Source organism: Pseudomonas sp. ADAK13, from assembly GCF_012935715.1.
Taxonomy (GTDB): Bacteria; Pseudomonadota; Gammaproteobacteria; order Pseudomonadales; family Pseudomonadaceae; genus Aquipseudomonas.
This window is the reverse complement of the sequence record NZ_CP052860.1, coordinates 371,421-395,816: the sequence shown is the minus strand read 5'-3', so window position 1 is coordinate 395,816 and position 24,396 is coordinate 371,421. Positions and strand designations below refer to the sequence as shown.

The following is a 24,396-nucleotide window of genomic DNA, read 5'->3' as shown; positions in this document are numbered from 1 at the left end:
GGTAGATGGCATGATCGATGAGTGGAAAGCGCCTGAGAAGGCCAGCTCCGACAACAATGGCGATGACAAAAGCTGGAAGTTGCTGGAAAAAACCCTGCTGGCCAGTGTCCAGGAGCAGCGTCGCTCCCGGCGTTGGGGGATCTTTTTCAAGCTGCTGACCTTTATTTACCTGCTGGGCATGCTGGCGCTTTTCAGTCCGTTGATGGACATGGAAAAGAGCGCCACCCGAAGCGGTAATTACACGGCGTTGATCGAAGTGCGCGGAGTGATTGCCGACAAGGAGTCTGCGAGTGCCGACAATATTGTCAGCAGCCTGCGGGCCGCCTTCGAGGATTCCAAGGTCAAGGCCGTGATCCTGCGCATCAACAGCCCGGGCGGCAGTCCGGTGCAGTCGGGTTATGTGTATGACGAGATTCGTCGCCTGCGCGCGCTGCACCCGGACATCAAGCTCTATGCGGTGATCTCCGACCTGGGCGCCTCGGGCGCCTATTACATCGCCAGCGCCGCCGACCAGATCTACGCCGACAAGGCCAGCCTCGTGGGGTCCATTGGTGTGACGGCGGCGGGTTATGGGTTTGTCGGCACCATGGAGAAGCTGGGGGTTGAGCGGCGTACGTACACGTCCGGTGAGCACAAGTCGTTCCTGGATCCGTTCCAGCCGCAAAAGGCGGATGAAACCCAGTTCTGGCAGGGTGTGCTGGACACCACTCATCGGCAGTTCATCGCCAGCGTGAAGCAGGGGCGCGGTGACCGGCTCAAGGATAAAGAGCATCCGGAGCTGTTCTCCGGCCTGGTCTGGTCTGGTGAGCAGGCGCTGCCGTTGGGTCTGATCGACGGCCTGGGCAGTGCCAGTTCGGTGGCGCGGGACGTGATTGGCGAGAAAGAGCTGGTGGACTTCACCGTTCAGGAATCGCCGTTTGACCGTTTCTCCAAGAAGCTGGGTGCCAGCGTGGCTGAGAAGCTGGCGCTGTACATGGGCTTCCAGGGCCCGACCCTGCGCTGAAGCCTTGAAAGCGGCATGACTCAAAATGTGGGAGCTGGCTTGCCTGCTCCCACATTTGTTTTGGGGTGTTCTCAGGGAATCTGCACGCCTTCGGCCAGCAGCATGTCCACCAGTCGAATCAGTGGCAGGCCCACCAGGCTGGTCGCGTCCGGCCCTTCAGTGCTTTGAAACAGGCTCACCCCCAAACCCTCGGCCTTGAAGCTGCCAGCGCAGTCGTAGGGTTGTTCGATCCGCAAGTAGCGGTCGATGCGTGCCGCGTCCAGTGTGCGCATGTGCACGGTGAAGGGGATGCAGTCGACCTGGCAGTGCCCGGTGGCACTGTTCAGCAGGGCCAGGCCTGTGAGGAAGCTGACGCGCTTGCCACTTGCCGCCAGCAGCTGTTCGCGGGCGTTCTCGAAGGTGTGGGGCTTGCCGATGATCTGGCCGTCGAGCGCGGCGACCTGGTCCGAGCCGATAATCAGGTGCCCCGGATGGCTGCTGGCCAGGGCGCGGGCCTTTTCTTCGGCGAGGCGCTTGACCAGTTCCACGGCGGACTCGTCCGGGCGGTGGCTTTCGTCGATATCCGGCGAGCTGCAGATGAACGGCAGGTGCAGGCGGTTCAACAATTCCCGGCGATAAACCGAGCTGGAAGCGAGTAATAAAGGCAGCATGGGCGTCTCCTCAAGGCAGTCGCGGATTCTAGCGGGGAGGCCCAGCGACGGACAGGGCTGAATTTCCTTTGACATGGCCGGGTGCATCCCTATAATGCTGCGCCTATGTTGAATGACCCGATTCCACCTCACGTTGACCCGCGCAAATTGGCTGATCGTGGCACCACCCTTCAAGGTGAGCTGCTCCTGGCCGATTTGGAGAGACTCTGCGACCCGCTTTCCGACAATGTCGGTACGGTGCAGGCTAAATTTATTTTTGAACGAGATGAACGTAAGTCTGTGGTAATCCACAGCTTTATCGACACCGAAGTCAAAATGGTTTGCCAGCGTTGTCTTGAGCTGGTCACCCTGCCGATCCACAGCGAATGCAGTTATGCTGTGGTGAAAGAGGGTGCGAATACCCAGTCGTTGCCGAAAGGTTATGACGTGCTGGAACTGGGCGAAGATCCTTTGGATCTGCAGTCACTGATCGAGGAGGAGCTTTTGCTCGCCTTGCCCATTGTGCCTGCTCATCATCCGGAAGAATGCCAGCAGCCGGCGGGTCTCGATGAGCCCGAACCGAGCGAGGACGAGGTAACGCGGTCCAACCCGTTCAGTGTATTGGCGCAGTTAAAGCGTGACCCAAACGTTTAGGAGTTAATCAATTATGGCTGTTCAGCAGAACAAAAAATCCCGCTCTGCCCGTGACATGCGTCGTTCGCACGACGCCCTGACGGCAAGCACTCTGTCTGTAGAAAAAACCACCGGTGAAGTTCACCTGCGTCACCACGTATCGCCAGAAGGCGTATACCGTGGCCGTAAAGTGATCGACAAGGGCGCTGACGAGTAATCACTTGTCTGCTCAAGTCATCGCGATTGACGCAATGGGCGGGGACTTCGGTCCCCGCAGCATTGTTCAGGCCTGCATTGCTTGCCTGTCTGCCACGCCCTCGCTGCACCTGACCCTCGTCGGTCAACCCTCCTTACTTGAAGAACTGATTGCCAGCCATCCGGCGGTGGATCGCGCGCGCCTGACTATTACACCGGCCAGCGAAACCATCACCATGGATGAAAAGCCTGCGCAGGCCTTGCGTGGCAAGCCTGATTCTTCGATGCGGGTGGCCCTGGAGCTGGTGCGCGACGGCAAGGCCCAGGCCTGTGTCAGCGCCGGCAATACCGGGGCGTTGATGGCGTTGTCCCGGCATGTGCTGAAGACCCTGCCGGGCATTGACCGGCCGGCGATGGTTGCGGCGATCCCGACCCAGCAAGGTTATTGCCAGTTGCTGGACCTGGGGGCGAACGTCGATTGCAGTGCCGAGCATCTGTTGCACTTTGCGTTGATGGGCTCGGTGGCGGCCGAAGCACTGGGCGTGGCCCGGCCTCGGGTGGCGTTGCTGAATATCGGCACTGAAGACATCAAGGGCAATCAGCAGGTCAAGCTGGCGGCGACGCTGCTGCAAGGCGCGCGAGGCTTGAACTACATCGGCTTTGTCGAGGGTGACGGTTTGTATCGCGGCGAAGCGGATGTGGTGGTGTGCGACGGTTTTGTCGGCAATATCCTGCTCAAGTCCAGCGAGGGGCTGGCGACGATGATCGCCGGGCGCATCGAGGCCTTGTTCAAACGCAACCTTGCTTCACGCCTGGTGGGCGCCCTGGCGCTGCCCTTGATGCGGCGGTTGCAGGCTGACTTGGCACCGGCGCGGCATAATGGCGCAAGTTTCCTGGGTTTGCAGGGCATCGTGGTCAAAAGCCACGGTTCGGCGGGGGTGCAGGGTTTTCAAAGTGCCATCCAGCGGGCCCTGATCGAGATCCAGGAAAACCTGCCGCAACGCTTGCATGGCCGCCTTGAGGATCTGTTGCCTTAGGCGAATCGGGCCGGAAATGCTTAAATGTGACCGGCCAGTTCAATTGACCATCCAATCTGTCAGTTTCTCGCGCTCCCACATGTGGGGCGCCAATTTCCGACGACCAGATCATTAGGGGCTTGTTACATGTCTACATCCCTCGCATTCGTCTTTCCAGGGCAGGGTTCGCAGTCCCTCGGCATGTTGGCCGAGCTGGGCGCGGAACATCCGCTGGTCCTGGACACTTTCAAGGAAGCTTCCGATGCCTTGGGTTACGACCTGTGGGCACTGACCCAGCAAGGGCCGGAAGAGCTGCTCAACCAAACCGACAAAACCCAACCGGCCATCCTGACCGCCTCCATCGCCCTGTGGCGCCTGTGGCTGGCTGAAGGCGGTGCGCATCCGGCCTACGTCGCCGGTCATAGCCTGGGCGAATACAGCGCCCTGGTGGCCGCTGGCAGCCTGACCCTCGGTGAAGCGGTCAAGCTGGTGGAGCGTCGTGGCCAGTTGATGCAGGAAGCGGTTCCAGCCGGGCAGGGCGGCATGGCTGCCATTCTCGGCCTGGAAGATGCTGACGTGATCGCCGCCTGTGCCGAAGCGGCCCAGGGCGAAGTGGTCAGCGCCGTCAACTTCAACTCCCCTGGCCAGGTGGTGATCGCCGGTGCCAAGGCCGCCGTAGAGCGCGCCATCGAAGGCTGCAAGGCCCGTGGTGCCAAGCGTGCATTGCCGCTGCCGGTCAGCGTGCCGTCCCACTGCGAGCTGATGCGCCCGGCTGCCGAGCGTTTCGCCGAGTCCGTCGCCGCCATCAACTGGCAGGCGCCACAGATCCCGTTGGTGCAGAACGTGAGTGCCGCAGTGGCTCCCGACCTGGAAACCCTCAAGCGCGACCTGCTGGAGCAACTGTACAAGCCGGTCCGCTGGGTTGAGTCGGTGCAGACCCTGGCTGCCAACGGCGCCACCCAATTGGTAGAGTGCGGCCCGGGCAAAGTCCTGGCCGGCCTGAACAAGCGTTGCGCCGAAGGCGTGTCGACTTCCAACCTCAATACCCCGGATGCCTTCGCTGCCGCTCGCGCAGCCCTGGCCTGATAATTTCCGAACCTAGGAGAAGCCTGCATGAGTCTGCAAGGTAAAGTTGCACTGGTTACCGGCGCAAGCCGTGGCATTGGCCAGGCGATCGCCCTGGAGCTGGGCCGTCTGGGCGCTGTCGTCATCGGTACCGCCACCTCCGCCGCCGGCGCTGAGCGTATTGCCGCGACCTTGAAGGAAAACGGCGTTCAGGGCACCGGTCTTGAGCTTAACGTGACCAGCGATGAGTCCGTGGCGGCTGTATTGGCTGAAATCACGGCGCAATTCGGTGCACCGGCTATTCTGGTGAACAACGCCGGCATTACCCGCGATAACCTGATGATGCGCATGAAAGACGACGAGTGGCATGACGTCGTTGATACCAACCTGAACAGTCTGTTTCGCCTGTCCAAGGGTGTTTTGCGCGGCATGACCAAGGCCCGTTGGGGTCGAATTATCAATATTGGCTCCGTAGTGGGTGCCATGGGCAACGCAGGCCAAGTAAACTACGCAGCCGCCAAGGCCGGTCTGGAAGGTTTCAGCCGTGCACTGGCGCGTGAAGTGGGCTCGCGGTCGATTACGGTCAACTCGGTGGCCCCAGGGTTCATCGACACCGATATGACCCGCGAACTGCCTGAAGCGCAGCGTGAAGCGTTGCTGACGCAGATTCCGCTGGGCCGTCTGGGCCAGGCTCAAGAGATCGCGAATGTGGTCGCTTTCCTGGCATCCGACGGTGCGGCATACGTGACTGGGGCTACAATCCCGGTGAACGGCGGGATGTACATGAGTTAAATTGTGACGGATCGCTTCAAAAAAATGTCATACGAGCTGTCTAAAATCCGTTATAAAGCTGCAATCTATTTATAGGCAGATGGCCGATAGGGTACGAGGGTGAAGCTTTCAGTTGAAAAGCTGAAAAGCCTTTCTATACACTTACCCACTGGCCAGCTGCCTGAATTTGTCCATTAGGAGTGAAAACAAGGTATGAGCACCATCGAAGAGCGCGTCAAGAAAATCGTTGCTGAGCAACTGGGCGTTAAAGAAGAAGAAGTGACCAACACTGCTTCCTTCGTTGAAGACCTGGGTGCCGACTCCCTTGACACCGTTGAGCTGGTGATGGCTCTGGAAGAGGAATTCGAGACCGAAATCCCGGACGAAGAAGCTGAAAAAATCACTACCGTTCAAGCTGCTATCGACTACGTTACTAGCCACCAGGCGTAATAGTTTGTAATCGTCGCTTGCTGTGATGGAAAAACCGCACTGCCCTATGGCGTGCGGTTTTTTCCTTTAAGCCTGATGCAAAGTGTCGTCATTAGAAAAAGGAGAGTGCTGTGTCGCGTAGACGCGTCGTAGTCACCGGTATGGGTATGTTGTCGCCACTGGGTACGGATGTGCCGAGCAGTTGGCAGGGCATTCTGGCTGGCCGCAGTGGTATTGGTCTGATCGAACACACGGACCTTTCTGCCTATTCCACCCGTTTTGGCGGCTCGGTAAAGGACTTCAATGTCGAGGAATATCTCTCGGTCAAAGAGTCCCGCAAACTCGACCTGTTCATTCAATACGGCCTGGCAGCCGGTTTTCAGGCGGTGCGTAATGCCGGCCTGGAAGTTACCGACGCCAACCGTGAGCGCATCGGCGTGGCCATGGGTTCGGGTATTGGCGGTCTGACCAATATCGAAGAAACCAGCCGCACGTTGCATGATTCCGGCCCTCGTCGAATTTCACCGTTCTTCGTGCCTGGCTCGATCATCAATATGATTTCCGGTTTCCTGTCCATCCACTTGGGTGCCCAGGGGCCTAACTACGCCATTTCCACGGCGTGCACCACGGGTACTCACTGCATCGGCATGGCGGCGCGCAATATCGCCTATGACGAAGCCGATGTGATGATCGCCGGCGGCGCCGAGATGGCCGCCTGCGGTTTGGGCATGGGCGGCTTCGGCGCGTCCCGTGCACTGTCGACCCGCAATGACGAGCCGACCCGTGCCAGTCGTCCGTGGGACAAGGGCCGTGATGGCTTTGTGCTGGCTGACGGCGCCGGTGCACTGGTCCTCGAAGAGCTGGAACACGCGAAGGCCCGTGGCGCTACCATTTACGCCGAGCTGATTGGCTTCGGCATGAGCGGTGATGCGTACCACATGACCTCGCCACCGTCTGACGGTGCAGGTGCTGCACGCTGCATCACCAACGCGTTGCGTGATGCCAAGGTCAACATCGACCAGGTGCAGTACATCAACGCCCACGGCACTTCTACGCCGACGGGTGACCTGGCGGAAGCCGAGGCCATCAAGTCGGTGTTCGGAGAGCACGCCTACAAGCTGGCGGTCAGCTCCACCAAGTCCATGACCGGCCACCTGTTGGGTGCGGCGGGCGCGGTCGAGGCGATCTTCAGTGTGCTGGCCATCAAGGATCAGGTCGCTCCGCCGACCATCAACCTCGATGAGCCGGATGCAGGCTGCGACCTGAACTTCGTGCCTCACGAAGCGCAGAAGATGCCGATCGACGTGGTGTTGTCCAACTCGTTCGGTTTTGGTGGCACCAACGGTTCCCTGGTGTTCCGCCGGTTCGCCGAGTGATGGAAAGCTGGGTCGACGGTCAGCCGGCGGGCGCAGTGCCCCTGAAAGACCGTGGCCTGGCATACGGTGATGGGCTGTTCGAGACCATTGCCGTCAAGGCCGGGCAGCCCGTGCTGCTCGACCGCCACCTGCAGCGCCTTGAAGAGGGTTGCAGGCGGTTGGCGATTGTTGCGAATCAGCCGTTGATTCGCAGCGAATTGCTGGCCTATGCCGCCGCCCTCGGTGACGGTGTACTCAAGTTGATCCTGACCCGTGGCGACAGCCAGCGCGGTTATGGCATCAGCGCTGGCGCTCCCGCGCGGCGCATTCTGCAAGGCAGCCCGCCTGCCACTTATCCCCCGGAACATGCAGCTTCAGGCATTCGCCTGTTTGCGTGTACCACCCGTTTGTCCGAGCAGCCCTTGCTCGCCGGTCTCAAGCACCTCAATCGCCTGGAACAGGTGTTCGCCCGCAACGAGTGGCAGGACGCCGATCACGCCGAAGGTTTGATGCTGGATATGTCCGGTCGAGTTGTCGAAGGCGTCTTCAGCAACCTGTTTCTGGTGCGTGACGGCGTGTTGCTTACCGCTGATCTGAATCGCTGCGGTGTCGCCGGCGTCATGCGGGCCGAGGTGTTGGCCCAGGCGCAGGTGCTGGGCATCCCTACGAGCGTGGCCGACATCAGCGTTGAACAGCTGCAACAGGCCGACGAAGTCTTTGTGTGCAACAGCGTATATGGCATTTGGCCGGTGCGCGGATGTGCTGCGATGAGCTGGCCGGTTGGGCCGCTCACCCGTAAACTGCAGGGCATTGTTCGCGCACTATTGGATATTTGATTTGAGACGTAAATTTGTATTGCTGCTGGAGATCGGTCTGGTCCTGGCGGGTTTGCTGCTGGGCGCTTCGGCCTGGAAGCTCAACTCGGCCCTTGAGCAGCCCTTGAATCTGACCCAGGAGCAATTGCTGGACGTACCGGCCGGCGCGACGCCCACCGGCACCTTCAATCGCCTGGAAAATGACGGCGTGCTCAAGGATGCGTTCTGGTTGCGTCTCTACTGGCGCTTCAATCTCGACGGCCAGCCGCTGCACAGCGGCGAATATCGCATGACCCCAGGCCTCACCGCCGAAGGCTTGATCGGCCTGTGGCAGCGTGGCGAAGTGGTGCAGTACAGCATCACGCTGGTAGAAGGCTGGAACTTCCGTCAGGTGCGCGCCGCCCTGGCCAAGCACGAGAAGATCGAGCAAACCCTGTCGGGCCTGACTGACAGCGAAGTCATGGAAAAACTTGGCCACCCCGGTGTGTTTCCCGAAGGCCGCTTCTTCCCGGACACCTACCGCTTCGTGCGCGGCATGAGCGACGTCGAGTTACTGAAAAAATCCTACAACCGTCTGGACGATGTCCTCGCCCAGGAGTGGAGCAAGCGTGCGGCCGACGCGCCGTACACCGAGCCCTATCAAGCGCTGATCATGGCCTCGCTGGTGGAGAAAGAAACCGGCGTGGCCGAAGAGCGCGGCCAGATAGCCGGGGTTTTTGTACGGCGCATGCAGATCGGCATGCTGCTGCAAACCGACCCGACCGTGATCTACGGCCTCGGCGAGCGCTACACCGGCAAGCTGACCCGTGCCCATCTCAAGGAAGCCACGCCCTACAACACCTACGTGATCGCCGGCCTGCCGCCGACGCCGATTGCCATGGTCGGGCGTGAGGCGATCCATGCCGCGCTGAACCCGGTGGCGGGCAGCAGCCTGTATTTTGTCGCCCGTGGCGACGGCAGCCATATTTTCTCGGACAACCTGGATGCGCATAACGCTGCGGTGCGTGAGTTCCAGATGAAGCGCCGCGCTGACTACCGTTCCAGTCCGGCGCCCGCACCGGCGGCGAAACCTGAGGACGCACCGGTTGATACGCCCGCCGAGCTGTCTCCCGCACCCGATGACACCGCGCCGCAAAGCCCGCAATGACTCTGACTAAGGACTGCCTGTGACTGGCTTGTTTATTACCCTGGAAGGCCCGGAAGGCGCCGGCAAAAGCACCAACCGTGAATACCTGGCCGAGCGCCTGCGCGCCGAAGGTATCGAGGTGCTGCTGACCCGTGAGCCCGGCGGCACGCCCCTGGCCGAGCGTATCCGTGAAGTGCTGCTGACCCCGGGCGACGAACAGATGAATCCCGACACCGAGCTGCTGCTGGTGTTTGCCGCCCGCGCCCAGCACCTGGCCGAAGTCATTCGCCCGGCCCTGGCCCGTGGCGCGGTGGTGATTTGTGACCGGTTTACCGATTCCACCTATGCCTATCAGGGCGGCGGTCGTGGCTTATCCCTGGAGCGCATTGCGACCCTCGAAACCTTCGTCCAGGGCGATCTGCGGCCCGACCTGACCCTGGTGTTCGATCTGCCGGTGGAAGTCGGCATGGCCCGCGCCACCGCCCGCGGTCGCCTGGATCGTTTCGAGCTTGAAACCCGAGTGTTTTTTGAGGCCGTGCGCGGTGCGTTTCTCAAGCGTGCCGAAGCCGACCCCGCCCGGTATTACCTGCTGGACGCCGCGCAGCCCCTGACTCACGTACAACAGGCGATTGACGCCCTGTTGCCGAAACTCGTGGAGCGTGTCCGTGGCTGAAGCCTACCCGTGGCAGGACAGTCTCTGGCAGCAACTGGCGGGCCGTGCCCAGCACGCCCATGCCTACTTGCTTCACGGCCCGGCGGGCATCGGCAAGCGCGCCCTGGCGGAGCGGTTGATGGCCAGCTTGTTGTGCCAGCGGCCCAACGGCCTGGAGGCCTGCGGCGAATGTAAATCCTGCATGCTGCTGAAGGCCGGCAGCCACCCGGACAACTATCTGCTGGAACCCGAAGAAGCCGACAAGGCGATCAAGGTCGACCAGGTGCGTGATCTGGTCAGCTTCGTGGTGCAGACCGCGCAGATGGGCGGGCGCAAGGTGGTACTCATCGAGCCGGTGGAGTCGATGAACATCAACGCCGCCAACGCCTTGCTCAAGAGCCTCGAAGAACCGTCCGGCGATACCGTGCTGCTGCTGGTCAGCCACCAGTCCAGCCGCCTGCTGCCGACTATCCGCAGCCGCTGCGTGCAACAGGCTTGCCCGTTGCCGAGCGAAGCCATGAGCCTGCAGTGGCTGGCCCAGGCGTTGCCGGAGTGCGGCGAGGCCGAGCGCGTCGAGCTGTTGACCCTGGCCGCCGGTTCGCCCCTGGCCGCCGTCAAGCTCCATGCCCAGGGCGTGCGGGAACAGCGTGCGCTGGTGGTGGACGGCGTGAAGAAACTGCTCAAGCAGGAAGTGTCGGCCACGCAACTGGCCGAAACCGCCTGGAAAGACATTCCCTTGCTGCTGCTGTTCGACTGGTTCTGCGACTGGTCGAGCTTGGTCCTGCGCTACCAGCTGACCCAGGACGAAAGCGGCCTGGGCCTTCCGGACATGCGCAAGGTGGTGCAATACCTGGCGCAGAAGAGTGCCCAGGACAAGGTCCTGAACATTCAGGACTGGATCCTCGCCCAACGCCAGAAAGTACTGGGCAAGGCCAACCTCAACCGTGTGCTGTTGCTTGAGGCCTTGCTGGTGCAGTGGGTCGGCTTGCTCGGCCGGCGTTAATTTCAGTGGCCGACGGGTGTATCGTTGGCCAGACACTTCCCGTGACTCAAGTTGTAGATCCCTATGCTCGTAGATTCCCATTGCCACCTTGATCGCCTCGACCTGGCCCAGCACGGTGGCTCCCTCGATGCCGCCCTCGAAGCAGCGCGTCAGCGCGGCGTAGGGCACTTCCTGTGCATCGGCGTCAGCGCCGAAAACGCCGCCGACGTCAAAGCCCTGGCCGATCGTTATGCCGACGTCGACTGCTCGGTGGGCATTCATCCGCTGGACCTGAAGCCCGGCGAAGCCCCGGCCCTCGACTGGCTGCTTGGCGAGCTCAATCACCCGCGCGTGGTGGCCATCGGCGAGACCGGCCTGGATTACCACTACGAACCGGAAGCCGCCGAGTTGCAGCAGGCGTCGTTCCGCCTGCACCTGCAAGCGGCCCGGCAAACCGGCAAGCCGGTGATCGTCCACACCCGTGGTGCCCGTGCCGACACCCTGACCCTGTTGCGCGAAGCTGCGTTGCCCCAAGCCGGTGTGCTGCACTGCTTCACAGAAGACTGGGACATGGCCAAGGCCGCGCTCGACCTGGGTTTCTACATTTCCCTGTCGGGCATCGTCACCTTCCGCAATGCCGACGCCCTGCGTGATGTGGCACGGCAAGTGCCGGCAGACCGCCTGCTGGTGGAAACCGATTCGCCGTACCTGGCGCCGATTCCCCATCGCGGCAAGCCCAACCTGCCGGAATACGTGCGGGATGTGGCGGATTACCTGGCGATGCTGCGGGGCGAGTCTTACGAGCGTTTTGCCGAACAGACCACCGAAAACTTCAAGCGTCTGTTCCCGCTGGCCCACGTCGGCCACTAAATCGCAGGCAAAAAAAACCCGGGTTCTGGGGGGGGAATCCGGGCTAAGACCATTAGGAGTAAAACAAGGGTACGCAGTCCGTCGGTACCCAGGTCGACGCGTCACTTGGGGGAGATGCCACGCCGACATTTCAAGTATTGATCAGTATCCGATTCAGTCCAGCCACATCTGATCGTTTTTTAAACAGATTTGGAATACGCCCGCTTCGGTTGAGTTCTCATTGATTGCGATGCACAGGCGGCAGCGGGCTGTTTTATTTCTGACTCAAATCGGCTTATTCGTTGGCGCGCTGTAAGTTAAGTGCAAAGGTTGTTCATATAGGCGTTGCCCAACGACCGTTCAGTCGGGATAATCCCGCGCACCGGGTAAAACGTTCCCACAAGCACGGCTTGGGGCACACCACCCTCCCAATATCCACCTCTGCAGACCTTTTTCTTATGCACAAAGAACCCCGCAAGGTCCGTGAGTTTCGCCGCCGCGAGCAGGAAATTCTCGACACCGCACTCAAGCTGTTCCTCGACCAGGGTGAAGACAGCGTCACCGTCGAGATGATTGCGGATGCCGTGGGTATCGGCAAAGGCACCATCTACAAGCACTTCAAGTCCAAGGCCGAGATCTACCTGCGCCTGATGCTCGACTACGAGCGCGACCTGAACGAGTTGCTGCATTCGGCCGATGTCGACAAGGACAAGGAGGCGCTGTCCCGCGCCTACTTCGAGTTCCGTATGCGTGACCCGCAGCGCTACCGCCTGTTTGATCGCCTGGAAGAAAAAGTGGTCAAGGGCCATCAGGTGCCGGAAATGGTCGAGGAGTTGCACAAGATCCGTGCCTCGAACTTCGAACGCCTGACCCTGCTGATCAAGGGCCGCATCAGCGAAGGCAAGCTCGAAGACGTGCCGCCGTATTTCCACTACTGCGCCGCCTGGGCGTTGGTGCACGGCGCCGTGGCGCTGTATCACTCGCCGTTCTGGAGCAATGTGCTGGAAGACCAGGAAGGTTTCTTCCAGTTCCTGATGGACATCGGCGTGCGCATGGGCAACAAGCGCAAGCACAGCACCGATCTGCCGAACGCCGAAACCCCAGCTGCCCAATGATTTACTGCCTTGCGCAGTAACCCAGGAATATACTCAGGCAAGGACTCTTGCTAAAACTTGATTTTTCAGTCAGGTTTTAGCGCGCCCCCAAATTATCCTCTGCCGGAGTGGTTCATGATCGTTGATCGTCAAGGCAGGCGATTCCGCAATTTGCGGATCAGCCTGACCTCAGCCTGCAATTACGCCTGTACCTACTGCGTGCCCAACGGCAAGCGGCTGGTGGCTGCGCAGGATGAACTCTCGGCTGAGGCGATGGCGCGTGGCGTCGAGTACCTGATCGAGGCCGCGGGCATCGAGCGCCTGCGCATTACCGGTGGCGAACCACTGGTCAGCCCCAAGCTGGAAGCCTTCATGGGCGCGGTGGGGCAGATGGGCCTGAGTGACATCAGCCTGACCACCAACGGCCAACTGCTGGCGCGCAAATTGCCGCTGCTGGTGGACGCCGGGATTCGCCGGATCAACGTGTCCCTCGACACCCTGGACGCCAACGCCTTCCGCAGCATCGCCCGGGGTGGCGATCTGGCCACCGTGCTTGATGGCATGGACCAGGCCAGCGCCGCCGGCATCAAGATCAAGGTCAACATGGTGCCGTTGCGCGGCCAGAACCTCGACCAGGTGATGCCGCTGCTCGACTATTGCCTGGAGCGTGGTTACGAGCTGCGCTTTATCGAATTGATGCGCATGGGCCACCTGGCCACCGATTCCAACGCGTTCCTGCAGCAGTTCGTCAGCCTCCAGCAATTGCTCAGCCTGATAGGGGAGCATCATGAATACCTGCAAGCCAATGCCCCGGTGGACGCCACCGCCGTTCGCTACGAAGTGCCCGGCAAGGGTTTCTTTGGCGTCATCGCCAATGAAAGCGTGCCGTTCTGCCGGACCTGCTCGCGCTTGCGCCTGTCGTCCACCGGCTGGTTGCATGGCTGCCTGTCGTCGAGCAACCGCCACTACGTCGGCGACCTGCTGGACAAACCCCGCCACCAGGCCCTGCCGGCCTTGCAGCGCTTGCTGGTCAAAGCCCTGGGCGACAAGCAGGAAGTGGCATTCTCCGGCGGCGCCACCATCATGAAGATCATCGGCGGCTAGTCCCGCAAGCTGGCGCAAAATCTGCATCTCGTGCCCATTCGCCGGTTTTCCGTCACCGGCTTCTGGAGAATTAGGATGCGTAGTCTGGTTTTGGTGCTGGCGTCACTCGCGCTGGGTGGCTGCATGACCGTCAGTGATATGGCCGAAGGCACGCGCTATCAGATGAGCGATGCCGGCCTGCTGGACCACAGCGATACCCGCCGCGTCAATTCGGTTCGCATACAACCGGACTCCTTCGTCTTCATCGCCCAGGGCGCATTTACCCCGCCGGGCAGCGCGTATCCGCGGCCTAACGTGGTGGCCGAGGAAGCGTTCAATGGATTTGTCGAATATTTCCCGATGGTCCGCCGCGCCCGCAAGCCCGAAGGCCTGGAACAGGCGATGTCGGAAGCCCGCGCGGCCGGCGCGCATTACCTGCTGTACTGCCGTTTCGCCCAGGCGGATGACCGTATCGGCAACGCTGATGAATGGTCTGACCAGGAGGCGGTGGATCGCCTGGGTATCGACACCGGGACCATCCAGGTCATGTTGATCGAGACCAGCACCCAGTATTTGATTGATACTGTGCGGATTCGCAGTCGTGGCGGTTTACTGACGTTCCACGACAACAAGCCTGAAGATCTGATCGGCAAGCCCCTGGCGCACTACGCGCGCAGCCTGTTGGGCATGAGCGATCAGTAAGACACAAGGAGTACCCCATGACCGATTCGGCCAAGGCCAATGAGTTGTTGGCGCAATTGCCCAAGGGCAAGGGGCCCGCGCCGGTGCATCTGTGGAACCCGACGTTTTGCGGCGATATCGACATGCGCATCGCCCGCGACGGCACCTGGTTCTACATGGGCACACCGATTGGCCGCAAGCCGATGGTCAAGCTGTTCTCCAATATCATCCGCCGCGATGGCGATGATTATTTCCTGATCACGCCGGTGGAAAAGGTCGGGATCAAGGTCGATGATGCGCCCTTTGTCGCCGTCACCCTGGAAGTCGAAGGGCAGGGCGAAAGCCAGGTCCTGCGCTTTACCACCAACGTGGATGAACAGGTCGAGGCCGGTATCGAGCATCCGCTGCGAGTGGTGATAGACCCGGACACCCAGGAACCCTCGCCGTATGTGCGGGTGCGTACCAACCTCGAAGCCCTGGTTCACCGCAACGCGTTCTATCAGTTGGTGGAGCTGGCGGTGACCCGTCCGATCAACGGTAAGAACTGGCTTGGCGTCTGGAGCGGCGGGGTATTTTTCCCCATCGGCCTGGAACCCTGAGGCTGAATTTTCCCTTCTCCTGAAATAATTCGCTTGCTGTAGCCGGGCGCTTTCGGTTATCAATTTGTACATGATTAGACATGTCCGATTTGATAAGAAAAAACGCGTCGTCGACGAGCTGATCCGCCGGATTGAGGGTGGAGTGATGGCCGACGGTGTCCTGCTGCCGGGTGAGCATCAGTTGGCCGAAGAGTTTTCCGTCAGCCGTGGCACCCTGCGTGAAGCACTGGCCGAGCTCAAGCGCCGCAGCTACATCGCCACCCAAAGCGGCGTCGGCTCCATCGTCACCTTCGACGGCATGGTGCTGGACCAGCGCAGCGGCTGGGCCCAGGCCCTGGCTGACACTGGTGCGGTGGTGACCTCCGAAATCCTGCGCCTGGAAGCGGTCACCCGGCCAGACCTGCTCAGCAGTCACGGCACTGACCAATTCATCGCCCTCGACCGCCGCCGTCGCGCCGCCGACGGCACGTTCGTGTCCCTGGAGCGCTCGCTGATGCCGGCCTCCGGTGGCCTGGAAAGCCTGCCGCACGTCGGCTTGATCGATAACTCCCTGACCATCACCCTGGCGGCTTACGGCTTCGTCGGCGCCACCGGCAGCCAATGGATCGGTGCCGAGCCTCTGAACGAAGAAGACGCCCAATTGCTGGGCCGCCCGGTGGGCACGGTGTTTCTCAAGGCCCTGCGCACCACCTACGACCGGCAGGACCGGTTCATGGAATCCGTCGAAAGCCTGCTCGACCCTCTGCATTTTCGCCTGCACCTTCAATTTGGAACACCGACATGACCGCCACTACCCGTGCCCTCGGCGCCTTCTACGGCCTGGCCCTGGGCGATGCATTGGGCATGCCCACCCAGTCCCTGAGCCGCGAGCAGGTCAAGGCGCGTTTCGGCGCGATCACCGCCCTGGAAGATGCCGACGCCGATCAGCCGATCGCGCCGAACATGCCCAAGGGCTCGATCACCGATGACACCGAACAGGCGATCCTCGTCGGCCAGTTGCTGGTCGACGGGCAGGGAAAGATTGAACCCACCGAACTCGCTCAGCGCCTGATCGACTGGGAAGCGGTGATGCGCGCCAAGGGTTCCCAGGATTTGCTGGGCCCCTCGACTAAACGCGCGATCGACATGATCCTGGCTGGCCACACGCCGGAAGAGTCCGGGCGCTACGGCACCACCAACGGCGCCGCGATGCGCATCACCCCGGTGGGCATCGCGGCCGACGTCAACGACCCGGCGCAGTTCATCCAGGCGGTGATCCAGGCGTGCCAGGTCACCCACAACACCAACCTGGGCATTTCCAGCGCCGCAGCGGTGGCGGCGGTGGTGTCTGCCGGGATCAACGGTGTCGATCTGGGCGAAGCGCTGAACATTGGCACCCAGATCGCCCAGCAAGCGGAAAACCACGGCCACTGGATTGCCGGCGGGCGCATCGCCACCCGCATCAGTTGGGCCCGCACCTTGAGCGTCGACAGCGGCGACACGGCCCTGTTTACCGATTTGCTCTACGAATTGATCGGCACCTCCGTCGCGTCCCAGGAATCGGTGGTGGTGTCGTTTGCCCTCGCGCAGCAAGTCGCGGTGGGTGAAGTGAACGCCTTCGAGGCCCTGTGCATGGCCGCCAGCCTGGGTGGCGACACCGACACCATCGCTGCGATTCTCGGCGCGATGCTCGGCGCGTGCCTGGGGATGCAGTGCTGGCCTGAGGCGATGATCGAGCAGGTCAAACAGGTGAATGGCCTGGACCTGCAACCCTTGGTCCAAGGCCTGCTCGAGCTGCGCTGAGCACCGCAGATCGAAAAATGTGGCAGCTGGCTTGCCTGCGATAGCGGTCGATCAGTTGATGAATCATCGACTGACACCACGCTATCGCAGGCAAGCCAGCTCCCACATTGATCCAGTCGAGTCAGGAAGACCGGAACACAGATTCAACTTGCCAACCTGCCACAACCACAAAAAAACAGGCATCAGGAGCACCCCACCATGAGTACGTCCTCTTCCGGCCAAAGCGCCGGGCAATTGGAAACACGCGGCATCGAGCCGGTCCCGGAAGGCGAGTGCAACGGCCATCCGCTGCAACTGTTCTGGGTCTGGTTTGCGGCCAACATCAGCATTCTCGGTTTGCCCTTGGGCGCGACCCTCGTGGCGTTTCGCGGCCTGGCGATCTGGCAGGCGATCATCGTCGCGATCCTCGGCGCCGCCGGCTCGTTTGCGGTGGTGGGCATCATCTCCATCGCCGGCCGTCGTGGCCGTGCGCCGAGCCTGACCCTGTCCCGGGCGATCTTCGGCGTGCGCGGCAATATCGGCCCTACGCTGGTGTCGCTGATGTCACGCCTGGGCTGGGAAACCGTGAACACCACCACCGCCGCATTCGTGCTGCTGTCGTTGTGCTCGATCCTGTTCAACTCGCCGGTTGCGGCCAAAAGTGCACCGGTACTGACCCTGCTGTTCATCGGCCTCTTCGTGCTGCTGACCCTGGCCGTCTCCGGCCTGGGCCATGCCACCTTGCTGGTGATCCAGAAGTGGGCCACCTACGTGTTCGGCGCACTGAATATCCTGGTGGGCGGTTTCCTTTGCGCCACCATCGACTGGAGTGCGGTGTTCAACGCCACGCCTGCACCGATGAGCGCGATGATCATCGGCATCGGCACCATGGCGGCCGGTACCGGTATCGGCTGGGCCAACGCCGGTGCCGATATGTCGCGCTACCAGCATCGCAGCGTCAAGGCCGTGCGCCTGGTGGCGTCGGCCGCCTTTGGTGCGGGGATTCCGCTGGTGCTGTTGATCACCCTCGGCGGCCTGCTGTCGGTGGGCAACAACGACCTGGCGTCGGCCACCGACCCGATCATCGCGATCCGCGACATGCTGCCGACCTGGATGGCGGTGCCGTACCTGATCACCGCGTTTGGCGGGCTGCTGTTGTCGAATAACCTGTCGGTGTACTCGGCCGGTCTCACCACCTTGACCCTCGGTTTGAAGGTCAAGCGTGTGCACGCGGTGATCGTCGACATCGTCGCGATCTTCGCCGGCTCGATCTACTTCATGCTGATCGCCGACAGCTTCTACGGCCCGTTCATCACGTTCATCTCGTTGCTGGCCGTACCGATCACCGCCTGGGTCGGGATCTTTGTGGTCGACCTGATTCATCGCCACTACTACAGCCCCAAAGACCTGCTCGACGTGACGCCAAGCAGTGCCTACTGGTACCGCGGCGGGGTTGAGTGGCGCGCATTTGGCGCCTGGGCGATTGCGATTGTGCTGGGCTTCAGCTTCACCACCATCGGCACCACGGCCGAGAACATCTGGTTCGCCGGGCCGCTGTCCGATTCCTGGCTGGGCCACAACGGCCTGGGCTGGATCGTCACCTTCCTGGTGGCCGGCGGGATTTATGCGGTACTGGGTGGCGCGGCTGATCGTCGCCCGGCTTTGGTAGAGAGCGCTAATGTCTAGATTGCTGCACAGCGGCCAGGTCATCGTTGACCTGGTCATGTCCCTCGACACGTTGCCTGCCACTGGCGGCGATGTATTGGCCAATTCCGCCAGCTTCGAAGCCGGCGGCGGCTTCAACGTGATGGCCGCCGCTCGGCGCAACGGCTTGCCGGTGGTCTATCTGGGCCGCCATGGCACCGGTCGCTTCGGCGACCTGGCGCGCGCGGCGATGCAGGCCGAGGGCATTGAAATGGCCCTGGCCGCCAGCGACGACAAGGACACCGGCCTGTGTGTGTCCCTGACCGAAGCCACCACCGAGCGCACCTTCATTTCCCATATCGGCGCCGAAGGTGACTTGCTGGCGCAAGACCTGGCGAATGCCGTGCCCCACGCCGACGACTATGTGTACGTCAGCGGCTACAGCTTGCTGCTGGAGGGCAAGGCCCAGGCGTTGCTCGATTGGCTATTGGCATTGCCGCGCCAGATCACGGTGGTGTTCGACCCGGGCCCGCTGGTCAAGGCGCCGGACTCGGCTTTGATGGTCGCTTTGTTGCCGCGCATCGACATCTGGACCAGCAACGGCCCGGAAGCCCTGGCATTCACCGGCGCCAGCGATCTTGCAGGCGCATTGCTCAAGCTCAACGAGCACCTGCCCGCCAACACCTTGCTGGTGGTACGCGACGGGCCGAATGGCTGCTGGGTCAGCCGTAACGGTCAGGCCGAGCATGTGCCGGGGTTCAAGGTCAAGGCGGTGGACAGCAACGGCGCGGGCGACGCCCACGCCGGGGTGTTTGTCGCAGGCCTGGCGAATGGCCTGGCGCCGGCGGTGGCCGCGCGTCGCGCGAATGCGGCGGCGGCACTCGCCGTCACGCGCTGGGGCCCGGCGACCTCACCGGGTACGGCAGAAGTGGATGCGTTGTTGAGCGCGGGCTGATTCGGCAGAATGGTCGCCATTCAGCACGGAGCAGCGTCATGACCCAGAACATCTACGACACCGACGTTTTCTTCGAGGGCTACAGCAAAATGGGCCGCTCGGTGGAAGGTCTCGCCGGCGCCCCGGAGTGGCCCGCGTTGCAGGCGATGCTGCCGCTCATGTCGGGGTTGAAAGTGGTGGACCTGGGTTGCGGCTACGGCTGGTTCAGCCGCTGGGCGCAGGAGCAGGGCGCCGAGCAGGTGCTGGGGCTGGATGTCTCGCACAAGATGCTGACGCGGGCGGAGGAGATGACGTCCTCGTCGGCCATCACCTACGCCATCGCCGACCTTGAACACCTCGACCTTCCTGCCGCTACCTTCGACCTGGCCTACAGCTCGCTGGCTTTCCATTACATCGTCGATCTGAAAGGCCTGTTCGCGCGCATCCATCAGGCGTTGGTGCCGGGCGGGCGGTTAGTGTTTTCCATCGAGCACCCGATCTTCATGGCGCCCCGGCAACCGGGCTGGCTGATTGATGAGCAAGGGCGCAAAAGCTGGCCGGTGGACAGCTATCAACTGGAAGGGCCGCGGGTCACCAACTGGTTGGCGGAGGGCGTGATCAAGCAGCACCGCACGTTGGGCACGTTGCTGACGCTGTTGATCGAGGCGGGTTTTACCTTGAGCCATGTGAACGAGTGGGGCCCGAGCGAGGCGGACCTGAAGGCCCGCCCGGCACTGGCCGAAGAGCTGGAACGACCGATGATGCTATTGGTCGCCGCTCACCGCTGACACCGCTATTGGCCCGCTTCGCTTTCCAGCTTGCGGGCCGCTTCCACGCCGGACGCGGTGAGCTTGATCGGCAGGTTCAGCGCGTGTTCACCGGCTTCGTTGCAGGTCACATGGCCTTCCTTGATCCAGCCGCGGTCCTGCAAGGTGGCCAGGGCGCTGGCCACCACTTTTTCACCCCGGTAGTTGTCCAGCACTTCCTTGCCCAGCCCACTAGGGTGGGCATGGAGCAGGCGGGTCAGGACTTCTTTTTCAAGGTTGTGATCGACGTTCATGCATACCTCTTCACTGGGAAATGGTTGGGTGTTCGTCTGTGCCGCGCGTTAAGGCGCTGGCTGTTTTGGCGCGCCGGGGATGTTGGAGTCGTCACCCTTGTTGATCGAGGGCGAAGTGGCACCCGGGCCCATTTTGCCGTTTGGCACCGCACCGCTGTTGCGGTTGGTATCGTCGCCCTGGGTGCGCGGGTCTTTGCTGTTGTCGATGATGGCGCCGCCGTTGGTGTCCATGCCGGTGCCCATCGAGTCTTTCGACTCCTGGGTCGCCGGGTTGGGCGGGCTGCCGACAGGGTCGGTGGGGCCGGTGCTGGAGCCTGTGGTGGCGGCAAAGCTGCTCAGCGAAACGGCAGACAGCAAACCGGTGAGGGCGAGGGCGGCAAATTTGGAAGTCGTCATGATGGTGTCTCCATATGATTAATGTCCTTACCTGATATTGGTCCGCCCCTGTTTGCGATTCGTGCCTCGATACCGACGAACGGTGTTACGTCGCTTGTAAGATTTTGTGTGACGCGATTCGCCGCCAGATCAATCGCGCCACCGTGATCAGCCAGTTGAGCAACGCCACGGCCAGCACGCTCATCAACAGGGTCGGCATGCCGTACTCGACGATGACCTTGCCCGCCAGCAGCGGGAAGCCGAACACCCCGATAAAGTACGCCAGGCTGAACAGCAGCAACGCCTGGGACGTGGTGCCCGCCGGTGCCTCGTTGGCGGCCAGGCCATTGATCACCGAATACGTCAGGCCATAACCCACGCCCAGGGTGACCGCCGCCAGCAGGTAGCTGAAGCTGCTACTGACCTTGAACCCGAACAGGAAAATCGACACCAGCATCAACCCGGACAACACACAGGCCGCCCAATACGGATCACGCTTGACCACGAAGCTGGCGATCAACAGGCGGCTGGTAATCGCCGCGCTCATAAAGCCCAGAAAGAACAGCGAATAGTCCAGCCCGTGCACCGCCGCGTAGCTCGTCTGGAAACTCGACAGCCCGCCAAACACGCACCCGCCGAGGCCCACCATGATGATCGCGAACACCGCCCTCGACGACAGCACCTTGCGCGTGGCCGACCAGGAAATCTTCGACACCGGCGCGGTGTGCTGACTGAGTGCGGCACCCAGCCGCCAGAAAATCACCACACCGACCAGGCTCGCCAGTGCTGCGATGTGGAACGCTGCCGTCAGGGAAAAATCCAGGGCACTGGCCGCCCGACCCAGCAGCGGCCCGGAGCCGATCCCGGTCATCATGCTGCCCGAGAGCAGGGCGAAATATTTGGCACGCTGCGCCGGCTCCACCAGCATCGCCACGATGATCGGCCCGAGTGTGTAGAACACGCCCCAGCCCAACCCCAGCGACAAGCCAAAAAACATCAGCCCTTCGCCAAACCCCGGCGCCAGCGCAAAGCCCAGGCACGCCACCACCAGCAGCACACCGAGCAGGGCGATCGACCTGGCCGCCCCCAACAGGTCAGCCAGATGCCCGGAAACCAACACCGCCACAAAGGTGCTGAGCATTGCCATGGAGATCACGCTGCCGGCGTCGTGTTCGTTGCCGCCGCGGGAATGGATCAGCAGCGACAGCAAAAACGTCGAGCCGTAGGACAGGGAAAGCAAGTAGCTGGCGAGGCAGAAAAGGCCGAACAGTTTTCCGCCGACCGCAGGTGAGGAGTGCATGAAGGTGCCTGGAGTTTGTTGGATTTATGCCCAACTTTTTACCATGCACGGCTTGCGGGTTTGTTCTGTGGTTAGCGGTTTTTGCATTAGCCCGCAGCGGAGTAACGGCGCTTTCAGGGTGTGCCGATTTCCTCGATAAACAGGTCCATGAATCCCTTCAGACGCTCATGCCGAACCCGCGCCAGGTGTTGCCCGGTCGGGGTCTGAAACCCGTCCGCCAGGTGCAGAAGCTTGGTCTGGAAATGGTCGAGGCAAAAGCGCTTGTCGTCGTACTCGCGGTGCCTTGCCGTTGGGTCTGCCGGGTCATACAGCCCGCTGCCCATGCGCCCGGCGATATAAAACGTGCGGGCCACGCCGATCATGCCGAGGGAATCCAGACGGTCGGCGTCCTGCACAATCTTCGCCTCAAGGGTCAGCGGCGTCAGGCCCGCCGAAAAGCTGTGAGTCTCGATGGCGTGGGTCACCGCTGCAATCGTCCCGGGCTGCCACTTCAATCCCTGCAAAATCTCCCCGGCCTTGTCCGCCGCCAGTTTCGATGCCTTGGACCGCAACGGCGAATTCTTCTCCACCGCCACGCAGTCATGCAGCAGCACCGCCGCCAGCAGCACTTCAAGTTCGCCGCCTTCCTCGGCCTGGATCGACCGCACGTTGTGCCACACGCGTTGCAAGTGGGACAGGTCGTGGGCGCCATCTTCCGAAGGCTCAAGGGCACAGGGCAATAAAGTCGCGGCAAGGTCGGTCAGTGGCGTGAAGGGCATGGGGATTCTCAACGGTCGATAGCCTGCAGGTTAGCCGCGAATGAAATTGCACTGCAATCGGTCATTAAACCGCCTTAGTATGTGTGCTTTCTTTTCCTGACAAGGCCAGTCCATGACCATCGAGATTCGCCCCGCCGTGCCCAGCGATGCTGCGCAAATCCTGGCCTTCATCACCGAGCTTGCCGACTACGAAAAAGCTCGCCACGAGGTGATCGCCAGCGTGGTGGACATCGAGCGCAGCCTGTTCAGCGAAGGCGCCACGGCCCACGGCCTGATCTGCCTGCGGGACGGGTTGCCGATCGGTTTTGCGGTGTTCTTCTTCAGCTATTCCACCTGGCTCGGCAGCAACTGCCTGTACCTCGAAGACCTGTACATCAACCCGGAGCAGCGCGGCGGCGGGGCGGGCAAGAAACTGCTGCGCCACCTGGCGAAAATCGCCTGTGACAACGGTTGCGGGCGTTTCGAGTGGAGCGTGCTGGACTGGAACGAACCGGCCATCGCGTTCTACAAATCCATCGGCGCCCAGCCCCAGGAAGAATGGGTGCGCTACCGCATGGAAGGCGACGCACTGCGGGATTTTGCCCAGGGTTAAACGCGTATAAAGGACCGGCGATCACAGCCGGTTTTTTTATGATTTTGTTCACTATGTGGGATGATAATTTATATATTGAGATGTTCCGGTTTCTGGGTTTATAGTCTTGGGCATCAGCACTCACTACCAAAAACAAAACAGGTGAAGCGATGCAGGCACAACCGTTGTCGTTACCTCCGGTGCCCGAGCCGACTTACGGCGAGCGACTGAAGCACAAAGTCGTGGTCATCACCGGCGCTGCCCAGGGCATTGGCGAGGCCATCGTGGCTTGCTTCCAGGCCCAGCAGGCGCGGCTGGTGATCGGTGATATCCAGGGCGAGAAGGTCGAGCAAGTCGCCGCCCATTGGCGCGAACGCGGCGCCGAGATCTACGCACAACCCGTCGATATCACCTCCAAGGACCAATGGCGCGCCCTGGTGGACGTGGCCATTGAACGCTTTGGTCGCGTGGACGTGCTGGTCAACTGCGCCGGCGTCAACGTGTTCCGTGACCCACTGGAAATGACCGACGAAGACTGGCGCCGCTGCTTCGCCATCGACCTCGACGGCGCCTGGTACGGCTGCCGCACTGTGTTGCCGCACATGATCGAGCAGGGCATCGGCAACATCATCAACATCGCCTCTACCCACTCCAGCCACATCATTCCCGGTTGCTTTCCGTATCCGGTGGCCAAGCACGGGCTACTCGGGCTGACCCGTGCCCTGGGCATTGAATACGCGCCCAAGGGCATCCGCGTGAATGCCATTGCGCCGGGCTATATCGAAACCCAACTCAACGTCGATTACTGGAACGGCTTTGCCGACCCCCACGCCGAGCGTCAGCGCGCCTTCGACCTGCACCCGCCCAAGCGCATCGGCCAGCCGATTGAAGTGGCGATGACCGCACTGTTTCTGGCGACCGATGAGGCGCCCTTTATCAATGCCACCTGCCTGATGATCGATGGCGGGCGGTCGGTGATGTACCACGATTAAGCCGAACAACTCTCCAATAACAAC

The 24,396-nt window shown here is 61.6% G+C and carries 29 protein-coding genes; 24 read left to right on the top strand and 5 right to left on the bottom strand.

The genetic code is table 11. From position 1 onward, the window contains the following. The first annotated feature begins 10 nt into the window (after positions 1-10). Complete coding sequence (locus HKK54_RS01880) at positions 11-1,003, top strand: S49 family peptidase (protein WP_169386012.1); 993 nt, start codon at positions 11-13, stop codon at positions 1,001-1,003. A 71-nt stretch (positions 1,004-1,074) separates the two neighbouring features. Here the strand turns inward: HKK54_RS01880 and HKK54_RS01875 are convergent, their stop codons facing one another. After that, positions 1,075-1,653, bottom strand: coding sequence for a Maf family protein (locus HKK54_RS01875; RefSeq protein ID WP_169386011.1), 579 nt, complete (start codon positions 1,651-1,653; stop codon positions 1,075-1,077). A 105-nt stretch (positions 1,654-1,758) separates the two neighbouring features. Here HKK54_RS01875 and HKK54_RS01870 point away from each other — a divergent pair, with 105 nt between their 5' ends. The 21 genes from HKK54_RS01870 (at position 1,759) to HKK54_RS01770 (ending at position 20,104) form a co-directional block, all read left to right on the top strand. Next, the gene (locus HKK54_RS01870) at positions 1,759-2,286 is read left to right on the top strand and encodes a YceD family protein (protein ID WP_169386010.1); all 528 of its coding nucleotides are present in this window, start codon (positions 1,759-1,761) and stop codon (positions 2,284-2,286) included. Positions 2,287-2,299: 13 nt separating this feature from the next. Further along, positions 2,300-2,482, top strand: a complete 183-nt coding sequence (gene rpmF / locus HKK54_RS01865) for a 50S ribosomal protein L32 (protein WP_004371305.1) — start codon at positions 2,300-2,302, stop codon at positions 2,480-2,482. Between the two features lie 4 nt (positions 2,483-2,486). Beyond that, a complete protein-coding gene (gene plsX, locus HKK54_RS01860; RefSeq protein WP_081480041.1) occupies positions 2,487-3,497 on the top strand; it encodes a phosphate acyltransferase PlsX in 1,011 nt (336 codons plus the stop codon). A 126-nt stretch (positions 3,498-3,623) separates the two neighbouring features. Next, positions 3,624-4,562 carry an ACP S-malonyltransferase gene (gene fabD, locus HKK54_RS01855; protein ID WP_169386009.1) on the top strand — a complete coding sequence of 313 codons (939 nt, stop codon included), beginning with the start codon at positions 3,624-3,626 and terminating at the stop codon, positions 4,560-4,562. A 27-nt stretch (positions 4,563-4,589) separates the two neighbouring features. Further along, entirely contained in the window at positions 4,590-5,333 is a 744-nt protein-coding gene (gene fabG / locus HKK54_RS01850) for a 3-oxoacyl-ACP reductase FabG (protein ID WP_004371297.1), read from the top strand. A gap of 192 nt (positions 5,334-5,525) precedes the next feature. Beyond that, positions 5,526-5,762: an acyl carrier protein gene (acpP, locus tag HKK54_RS01845; RefSeq protein ID WP_010165887.1), complete on the top strand. Its 237-nt coding sequence runs from the start codon at positions 5,526-5,528 to the stop codon at positions 5,760-5,762. A gap of 110 nt (positions 5,763-5,872) precedes the next feature. Then, complete coding sequence (gene fabF / locus HKK54_RS01840; RefSeq protein WP_010165889.1) at positions 5,873-7,117, top strand: beta-ketoacyl-ACP synthase II; 1,245 nt, start codon at positions 5,873-5,875, stop codon at positions 7,115-7,117. Continuing rightward, positions 7,117-7,932, top strand: coding sequence for an aminodeoxychorismate lyase (gene pabC / locus HKK54_RS01835; RefSeq protein ID WP_169386008.1), 816 nt, complete (start codon positions 7,117-7,119; stop codon positions 7,930-7,932). Before fabF ends, pabC begins: the two co-directional genes overlap by 1 nt. A 1-nt stretch (position 7,933) precedes the next feature. After that, on the top strand, positions 7,934-9,058 hold the full coding sequence (gene mltG, locus HKK54_RS01830; RefSeq protein ID WP_169386007.1) for an endolytic transglycosylase MltG: 1,125 nt from the start codon (positions 7,934-7,936) through the stop codon (positions 9,056-9,058). Positions 9,059-9,077: 19 nt separating this feature from the next. After that, positions 9,078-9,710: a dTMP kinase gene (gene tmk, locus HKK54_RS01825; RefSeq protein WP_010165894.1), complete on the top strand. Its 633-nt coding sequence runs from the start codon at positions 9,078-9,080 to the stop codon at positions 9,708-9,710. Further along, positions 9,703-10,692 (top strand): DNA polymerase III subunit delta', encoded by a 990-nt coding sequence (locus HKK54_RS01820; RefSeq protein WP_169386006.1) that lies wholly within the window; start codon positions 9,703-9,705, stop codon positions 10,690-10,692. Before tmk ends, HKK54_RS01820 begins: the two co-directional genes overlap by 8 nt. 63 nt (positions 10,693-10,755) lie before the next feature. Continuing rightward, positions 10,756-11,541 carry a TatD family hydrolase gene (locus HKK54_RS01815; protein ID WP_169386005.1) on the top strand — a complete coding sequence of 262 codons (786 nt, stop codon included), beginning with the start codon at positions 10,756-10,758 and terminating at the stop codon, positions 11,539-11,541. Positions 11,542-11,978: 437 nt separating this feature from the next. Beyond that, positions 11,979-12,635, top strand: a complete 657-nt coding sequence (locus HKK54_RS01810) for a TetR/AcrR family transcriptional regulator (protein ID WP_010165901.1) — start codon at positions 11,979-11,981, stop codon at positions 12,633-12,635. A 114-nt stretch (positions 12,636-12,749) separates the two neighbouring features. Beyond that, complete coding sequence (locus HKK54_RS01805) at positions 12,750-13,718, top strand: GTP 3',8-cyclase MoaA (RefSeq protein WP_169386004.1); 969 nt, start codon at positions 12,750-12,752, stop codon at positions 13,716-13,718. A 75-nt stretch (positions 13,719-13,793) separates the two neighbouring features. Further along, entirely contained in the window at positions 13,794-14,399 is a 606-nt protein-coding gene (locus tag HKK54_RS01800) for a DUF4823 domain-containing protein (protein WP_010165905.1), read from the top strand. Positions 14,400-14,416: 17 nt separating this feature from the next. Then, positions 14,417-14,977 carry a DUF1285 domain-containing protein gene (locus tag HKK54_RS01795; protein WP_010165906.1) on the top strand — a complete coding sequence of 187 codons (561 nt, stop codon included), beginning with the start codon at positions 14,417-14,419 and terminating at the stop codon, positions 14,975-14,977. A gap of 70 nt (positions 14,978-15,047) precedes the next feature. After that, positions 15,048-15,761, top strand: coding sequence for a GntR family transcriptional regulator (locus HKK54_RS01790; RefSeq protein ID WP_029615719.1), 714 nt, complete (start codon positions 15,048-15,050; stop codon positions 15,759-15,761). Continuing rightward, positions 15,758-16,759 carry an ADP-ribosylglycohydrolase family protein gene (locus HKK54_RS01785; protein WP_010165910.1) on the top strand — a complete coding sequence of 334 codons (1,002 nt, stop codon included), beginning with the start codon at positions 15,758-15,760 and terminating at the stop codon, positions 16,757-16,759. Before HKK54_RS01790 ends, HKK54_RS01785 begins: the two co-directional genes overlap by 4 nt. Positions 16,760-16,957: 198 nt before the next feature. Next, the gene (locus HKK54_RS01780; RefSeq protein WP_010165912.1) at positions 16,958-18,424 is read left to right on the top strand and encodes a purine-cytosine permease family protein; all 1,467 of its coding nucleotides are present in this window, start codon (positions 16,958-16,960) and stop codon (positions 18,422-18,424) included. Further along, positions 18,417-19,337 (top strand): PfkB family carbohydrate kinase, encoded by a 921-nt coding sequence (locus tag HKK54_RS01775; protein WP_169386003.1) that lies wholly within the window; start codon positions 18,417-18,419, stop codon positions 19,335-19,337. The genes HKK54_RS01780 and HKK54_RS01775 overlap by 8 nt, the downstream gene beginning before the upstream one ends. Before the next feature lie 38 nt (positions 19,338-19,375). Next, positions 19,376-20,104, top strand: a complete 729-nt coding sequence (locus HKK54_RS01770; protein ID WP_010165916.1) for a class I SAM-dependent methyltransferase — start codon at positions 19,376-19,378, stop codon at positions 20,102-20,104. A 5-nt stretch (positions 20,105-20,109) separates the two neighbouring features. On the opposite strand, the gene HKK54_RS01765 is transcribed toward HKK54_RS01770, so the two are convergent. The 4 genes from HKK54_RS01765 to HKK54_RS01750 form a co-directional block, all read right to left on the bottom strand. Beyond that, on the bottom strand, positions 20,110-20,376 hold the full coding sequence (locus HKK54_RS01765) for a hypothetical protein (RefSeq protein ID WP_010165918.1): 267 nt from the start codon (positions 20,374-20,376) through the stop codon (positions 20,110-20,112). 48 nt (positions 20,377-20,424) lie between these two features. Next, positions 20,425-20,772 (bottom strand): hypothetical protein, encoded by a 348-nt coding sequence (locus HKK54_RS01760; RefSeq protein WP_010165919.1) that lies wholly within the window; start codon positions 20,770-20,772, stop codon positions 20,425-20,427. 85 nt (positions 20,773-20,857) lie between these two features. Continuing rightward, a complete protein-coding gene (locus HKK54_RS01755) occupies positions 20,858-22,051 on the bottom strand; it encodes an MFS transporter (RefSeq protein ID WP_169386002.1) in 1,194 nt (397 codons plus the stop codon). 113 nt (positions 22,052-22,164) lie between these two features. Further along, complete coding sequence (locus HKK54_RS01750; protein WP_169386001.1) at positions 22,165-22,809, bottom strand: HD domain-containing protein; 645 nt, start codon at positions 22,807-22,809, stop codon at positions 22,165-22,167. A gap of 112 nt (positions 22,810-22,921) precedes the next feature. On the opposite strand from HKK54_RS01750, the gene HKK54_RS01745 reads away from it, so the two are divergent. Both HKK54_RS01745 and HKK54_RS01740 read left to right on the top strand, forming a co-directional pair. Beyond that, positions 22,922-23,401: a GNAT family N-acetyltransferase gene (locus HKK54_RS01745; protein WP_010165922.1), complete on the top strand. Its 480-nt coding sequence runs from the start codon at positions 22,922-22,924 to the stop codon at positions 23,399-23,401. 149 nt (positions 23,402-23,550) lie between these two features. After that, positions 23,551-24,372: an SDR family oxidoreductase gene (locus tag HKK54_RS01740; protein ID WP_010165923.1), complete on the top strand. Its 822-nt coding sequence runs from the start codon at positions 23,551-23,553 to the stop codon at positions 24,370-24,372. Positions 24,373-24,396 lie beyond the last annotated feature (24 nt).

Bases quoted from the DNA above. Each gene is read 5' to 3' on its own strand.
- HKK54_RS01750 (WP_169386001.1), bottom strand. From the start codon at position 22,809: ATGCCCTTCACGCCACTGACCGACCTTGCCGCGACTTTATTGCCCTGT.
- fabD (WP_169386009.1), top strand. From the start codon at position 3,624: ATGTCTACATCCCTCGCATTCGTCTTTCCAGGGCAGGGTTCGCAGTCC.
- HKK54_RS01795 (WP_010165906.1), top strand. From the start codon at position 14,417: ATGACCGATTCGGCCAAGGCCAATGAGTTGTTGGCGCAATTGCCCAAG.
- HKK54_RS01755 (WP_169386002.1), bottom strand. From the start codon at position 22,051: ATGCACTCCTCACCTGCGGTCGGCGGAAAACTGTTCGGCCTTTTCTGC.
- rpmF (WP_004371305.1), top strand. From the start codon at position 2,300: ATGGCTGTTCAGCAGAACAAAAAATCCCGCTCTGCCCGTGACATGCGT.
- acpP (WP_010165887.1), top strand. From the start codon at position 5,526: ATGAGCACCATCGAAGAGCGCGTCAAGAAAATCGTTGCTGAGCAACTG.
- HKK54_RS01870 (WP_169386010.1), top strand. From the start codon at position 1,759: ATGTTGAATGACCCGATTCCACCTCACGTTGACCCGCGCAAATTGGCT.
- HKK54_RS01810 (WP_010165901.1), top strand. From the start codon at position 11,979: ATGCACAAAGAACCCCGCAAGGTCCGTGAGTTTCGCCGCCGCGAGCAG.
- HKK54_RS01875 (WP_169386011.1), bottom strand. From the start codon at position 1,653: ATGCTGCCTTTATTACTCGCTTCCAGCTCGGTTTATCGCCGGGAATTG.
- HKK54_RS01785 (WP_010165910.1), top strand. From the start codon at position 15,758: ATGACCGCCACTACCCGTGCCCTCGGCGCCTTCTACGGCCTGGCCCTG.
- HKK54_RS01740 (WP_010165923.1), top strand. From the start codon at position 23,551: ATGCAGGCACAACCGTTGTCGTTACCTCCGGTGCCCGAGCCGACTTAC.
- HKK54_RS01775 (WP_169386003.1), top strand. From the start codon at position 18,417: ATGTCTAGATTGCTGCACAGCGGCCAGGTCATCGTTGACCTGGTCATG.
- HKK54_RS01760 (WP_010165919.1), bottom strand. From the start codon at position 20,772: ATGACGACTTCCAAATTTGCCGCCCTCGCCCTCACCGGTTTGCTGTCT.
- HKK54_RS01770 (WP_010165916.1), top strand. From the start codon at position 19,376: ATGACCCAGAACATCTACGACACCGACGTTTTCTTCGAGGGCTACAGC.
- fabG (WP_004371297.1), top strand. From the start codon at position 4,590: ATGAGTCTGCAAGGTAAAGTTGCACTGGTTACCGGCGCAAGCCGTGGC.
- HKK54_RS01815 (WP_169386005.1), top strand. From the start codon at position 10,756: ATGCTCGTAGATTCCCATTGCCACCTTGATCGCCTCGACCTGGCCCAG.
- HKK54_RS01780 (WP_010165912.1), top strand. From the start codon at position 16,958: ATGAGTACGTCCTCTTCCGGCCAAAGCGCCGGGCAATTGGAAACACGC.
- HKK54_RS01800 (WP_010165905.1), top strand. From the start codon at position 13,794: ATGCGTAGTCTGGTTTTGGTGCTGGCGTCACTCGCGCTGGGTGGCTGC.
- HKK54_RS01805 (WP_169386004.1), top strand. From the start codon at position 12,750: ATGATCGTTGATCGTCAAGGCAGGCGATTCCGCAATTTGCGGATCAGC.
- HKK54_RS01790 (WP_029615719.1), top strand. From the start codon at position 15,048: ATGATTAGACATGTCCGATTTGATAAGAAAAAACGCGTCGTCGACGAG.
- HKK54_RS01765 (WP_010165918.1), bottom strand. From the start codon at position 20,376: ATGAACGTCGATCACAACCTTGAAAAAGAAGTCCTGACCCGCCTGCTC.
- HKK54_RS01745 (WP_010165922.1), top strand. From the start codon at position 22,922: ATGACCATCGAGATTCGCCCCGCCGTGCCCAGCGATGCTGCGCAAATC.
- pabC (WP_169386008.1), top strand. From the start codon at position 7,117: ATGGAAAGCTGGGTCGACGGTCAGCCGGCGGGCGCAGTGCCCCTGAAA.
- HKK54_RS01880 (WP_169386012.1), top strand. From the start codon at position 11: ATGATCGATGAGTGGAAAGCGCCTGAGAAGGCCAGCTCCGACAACAAT.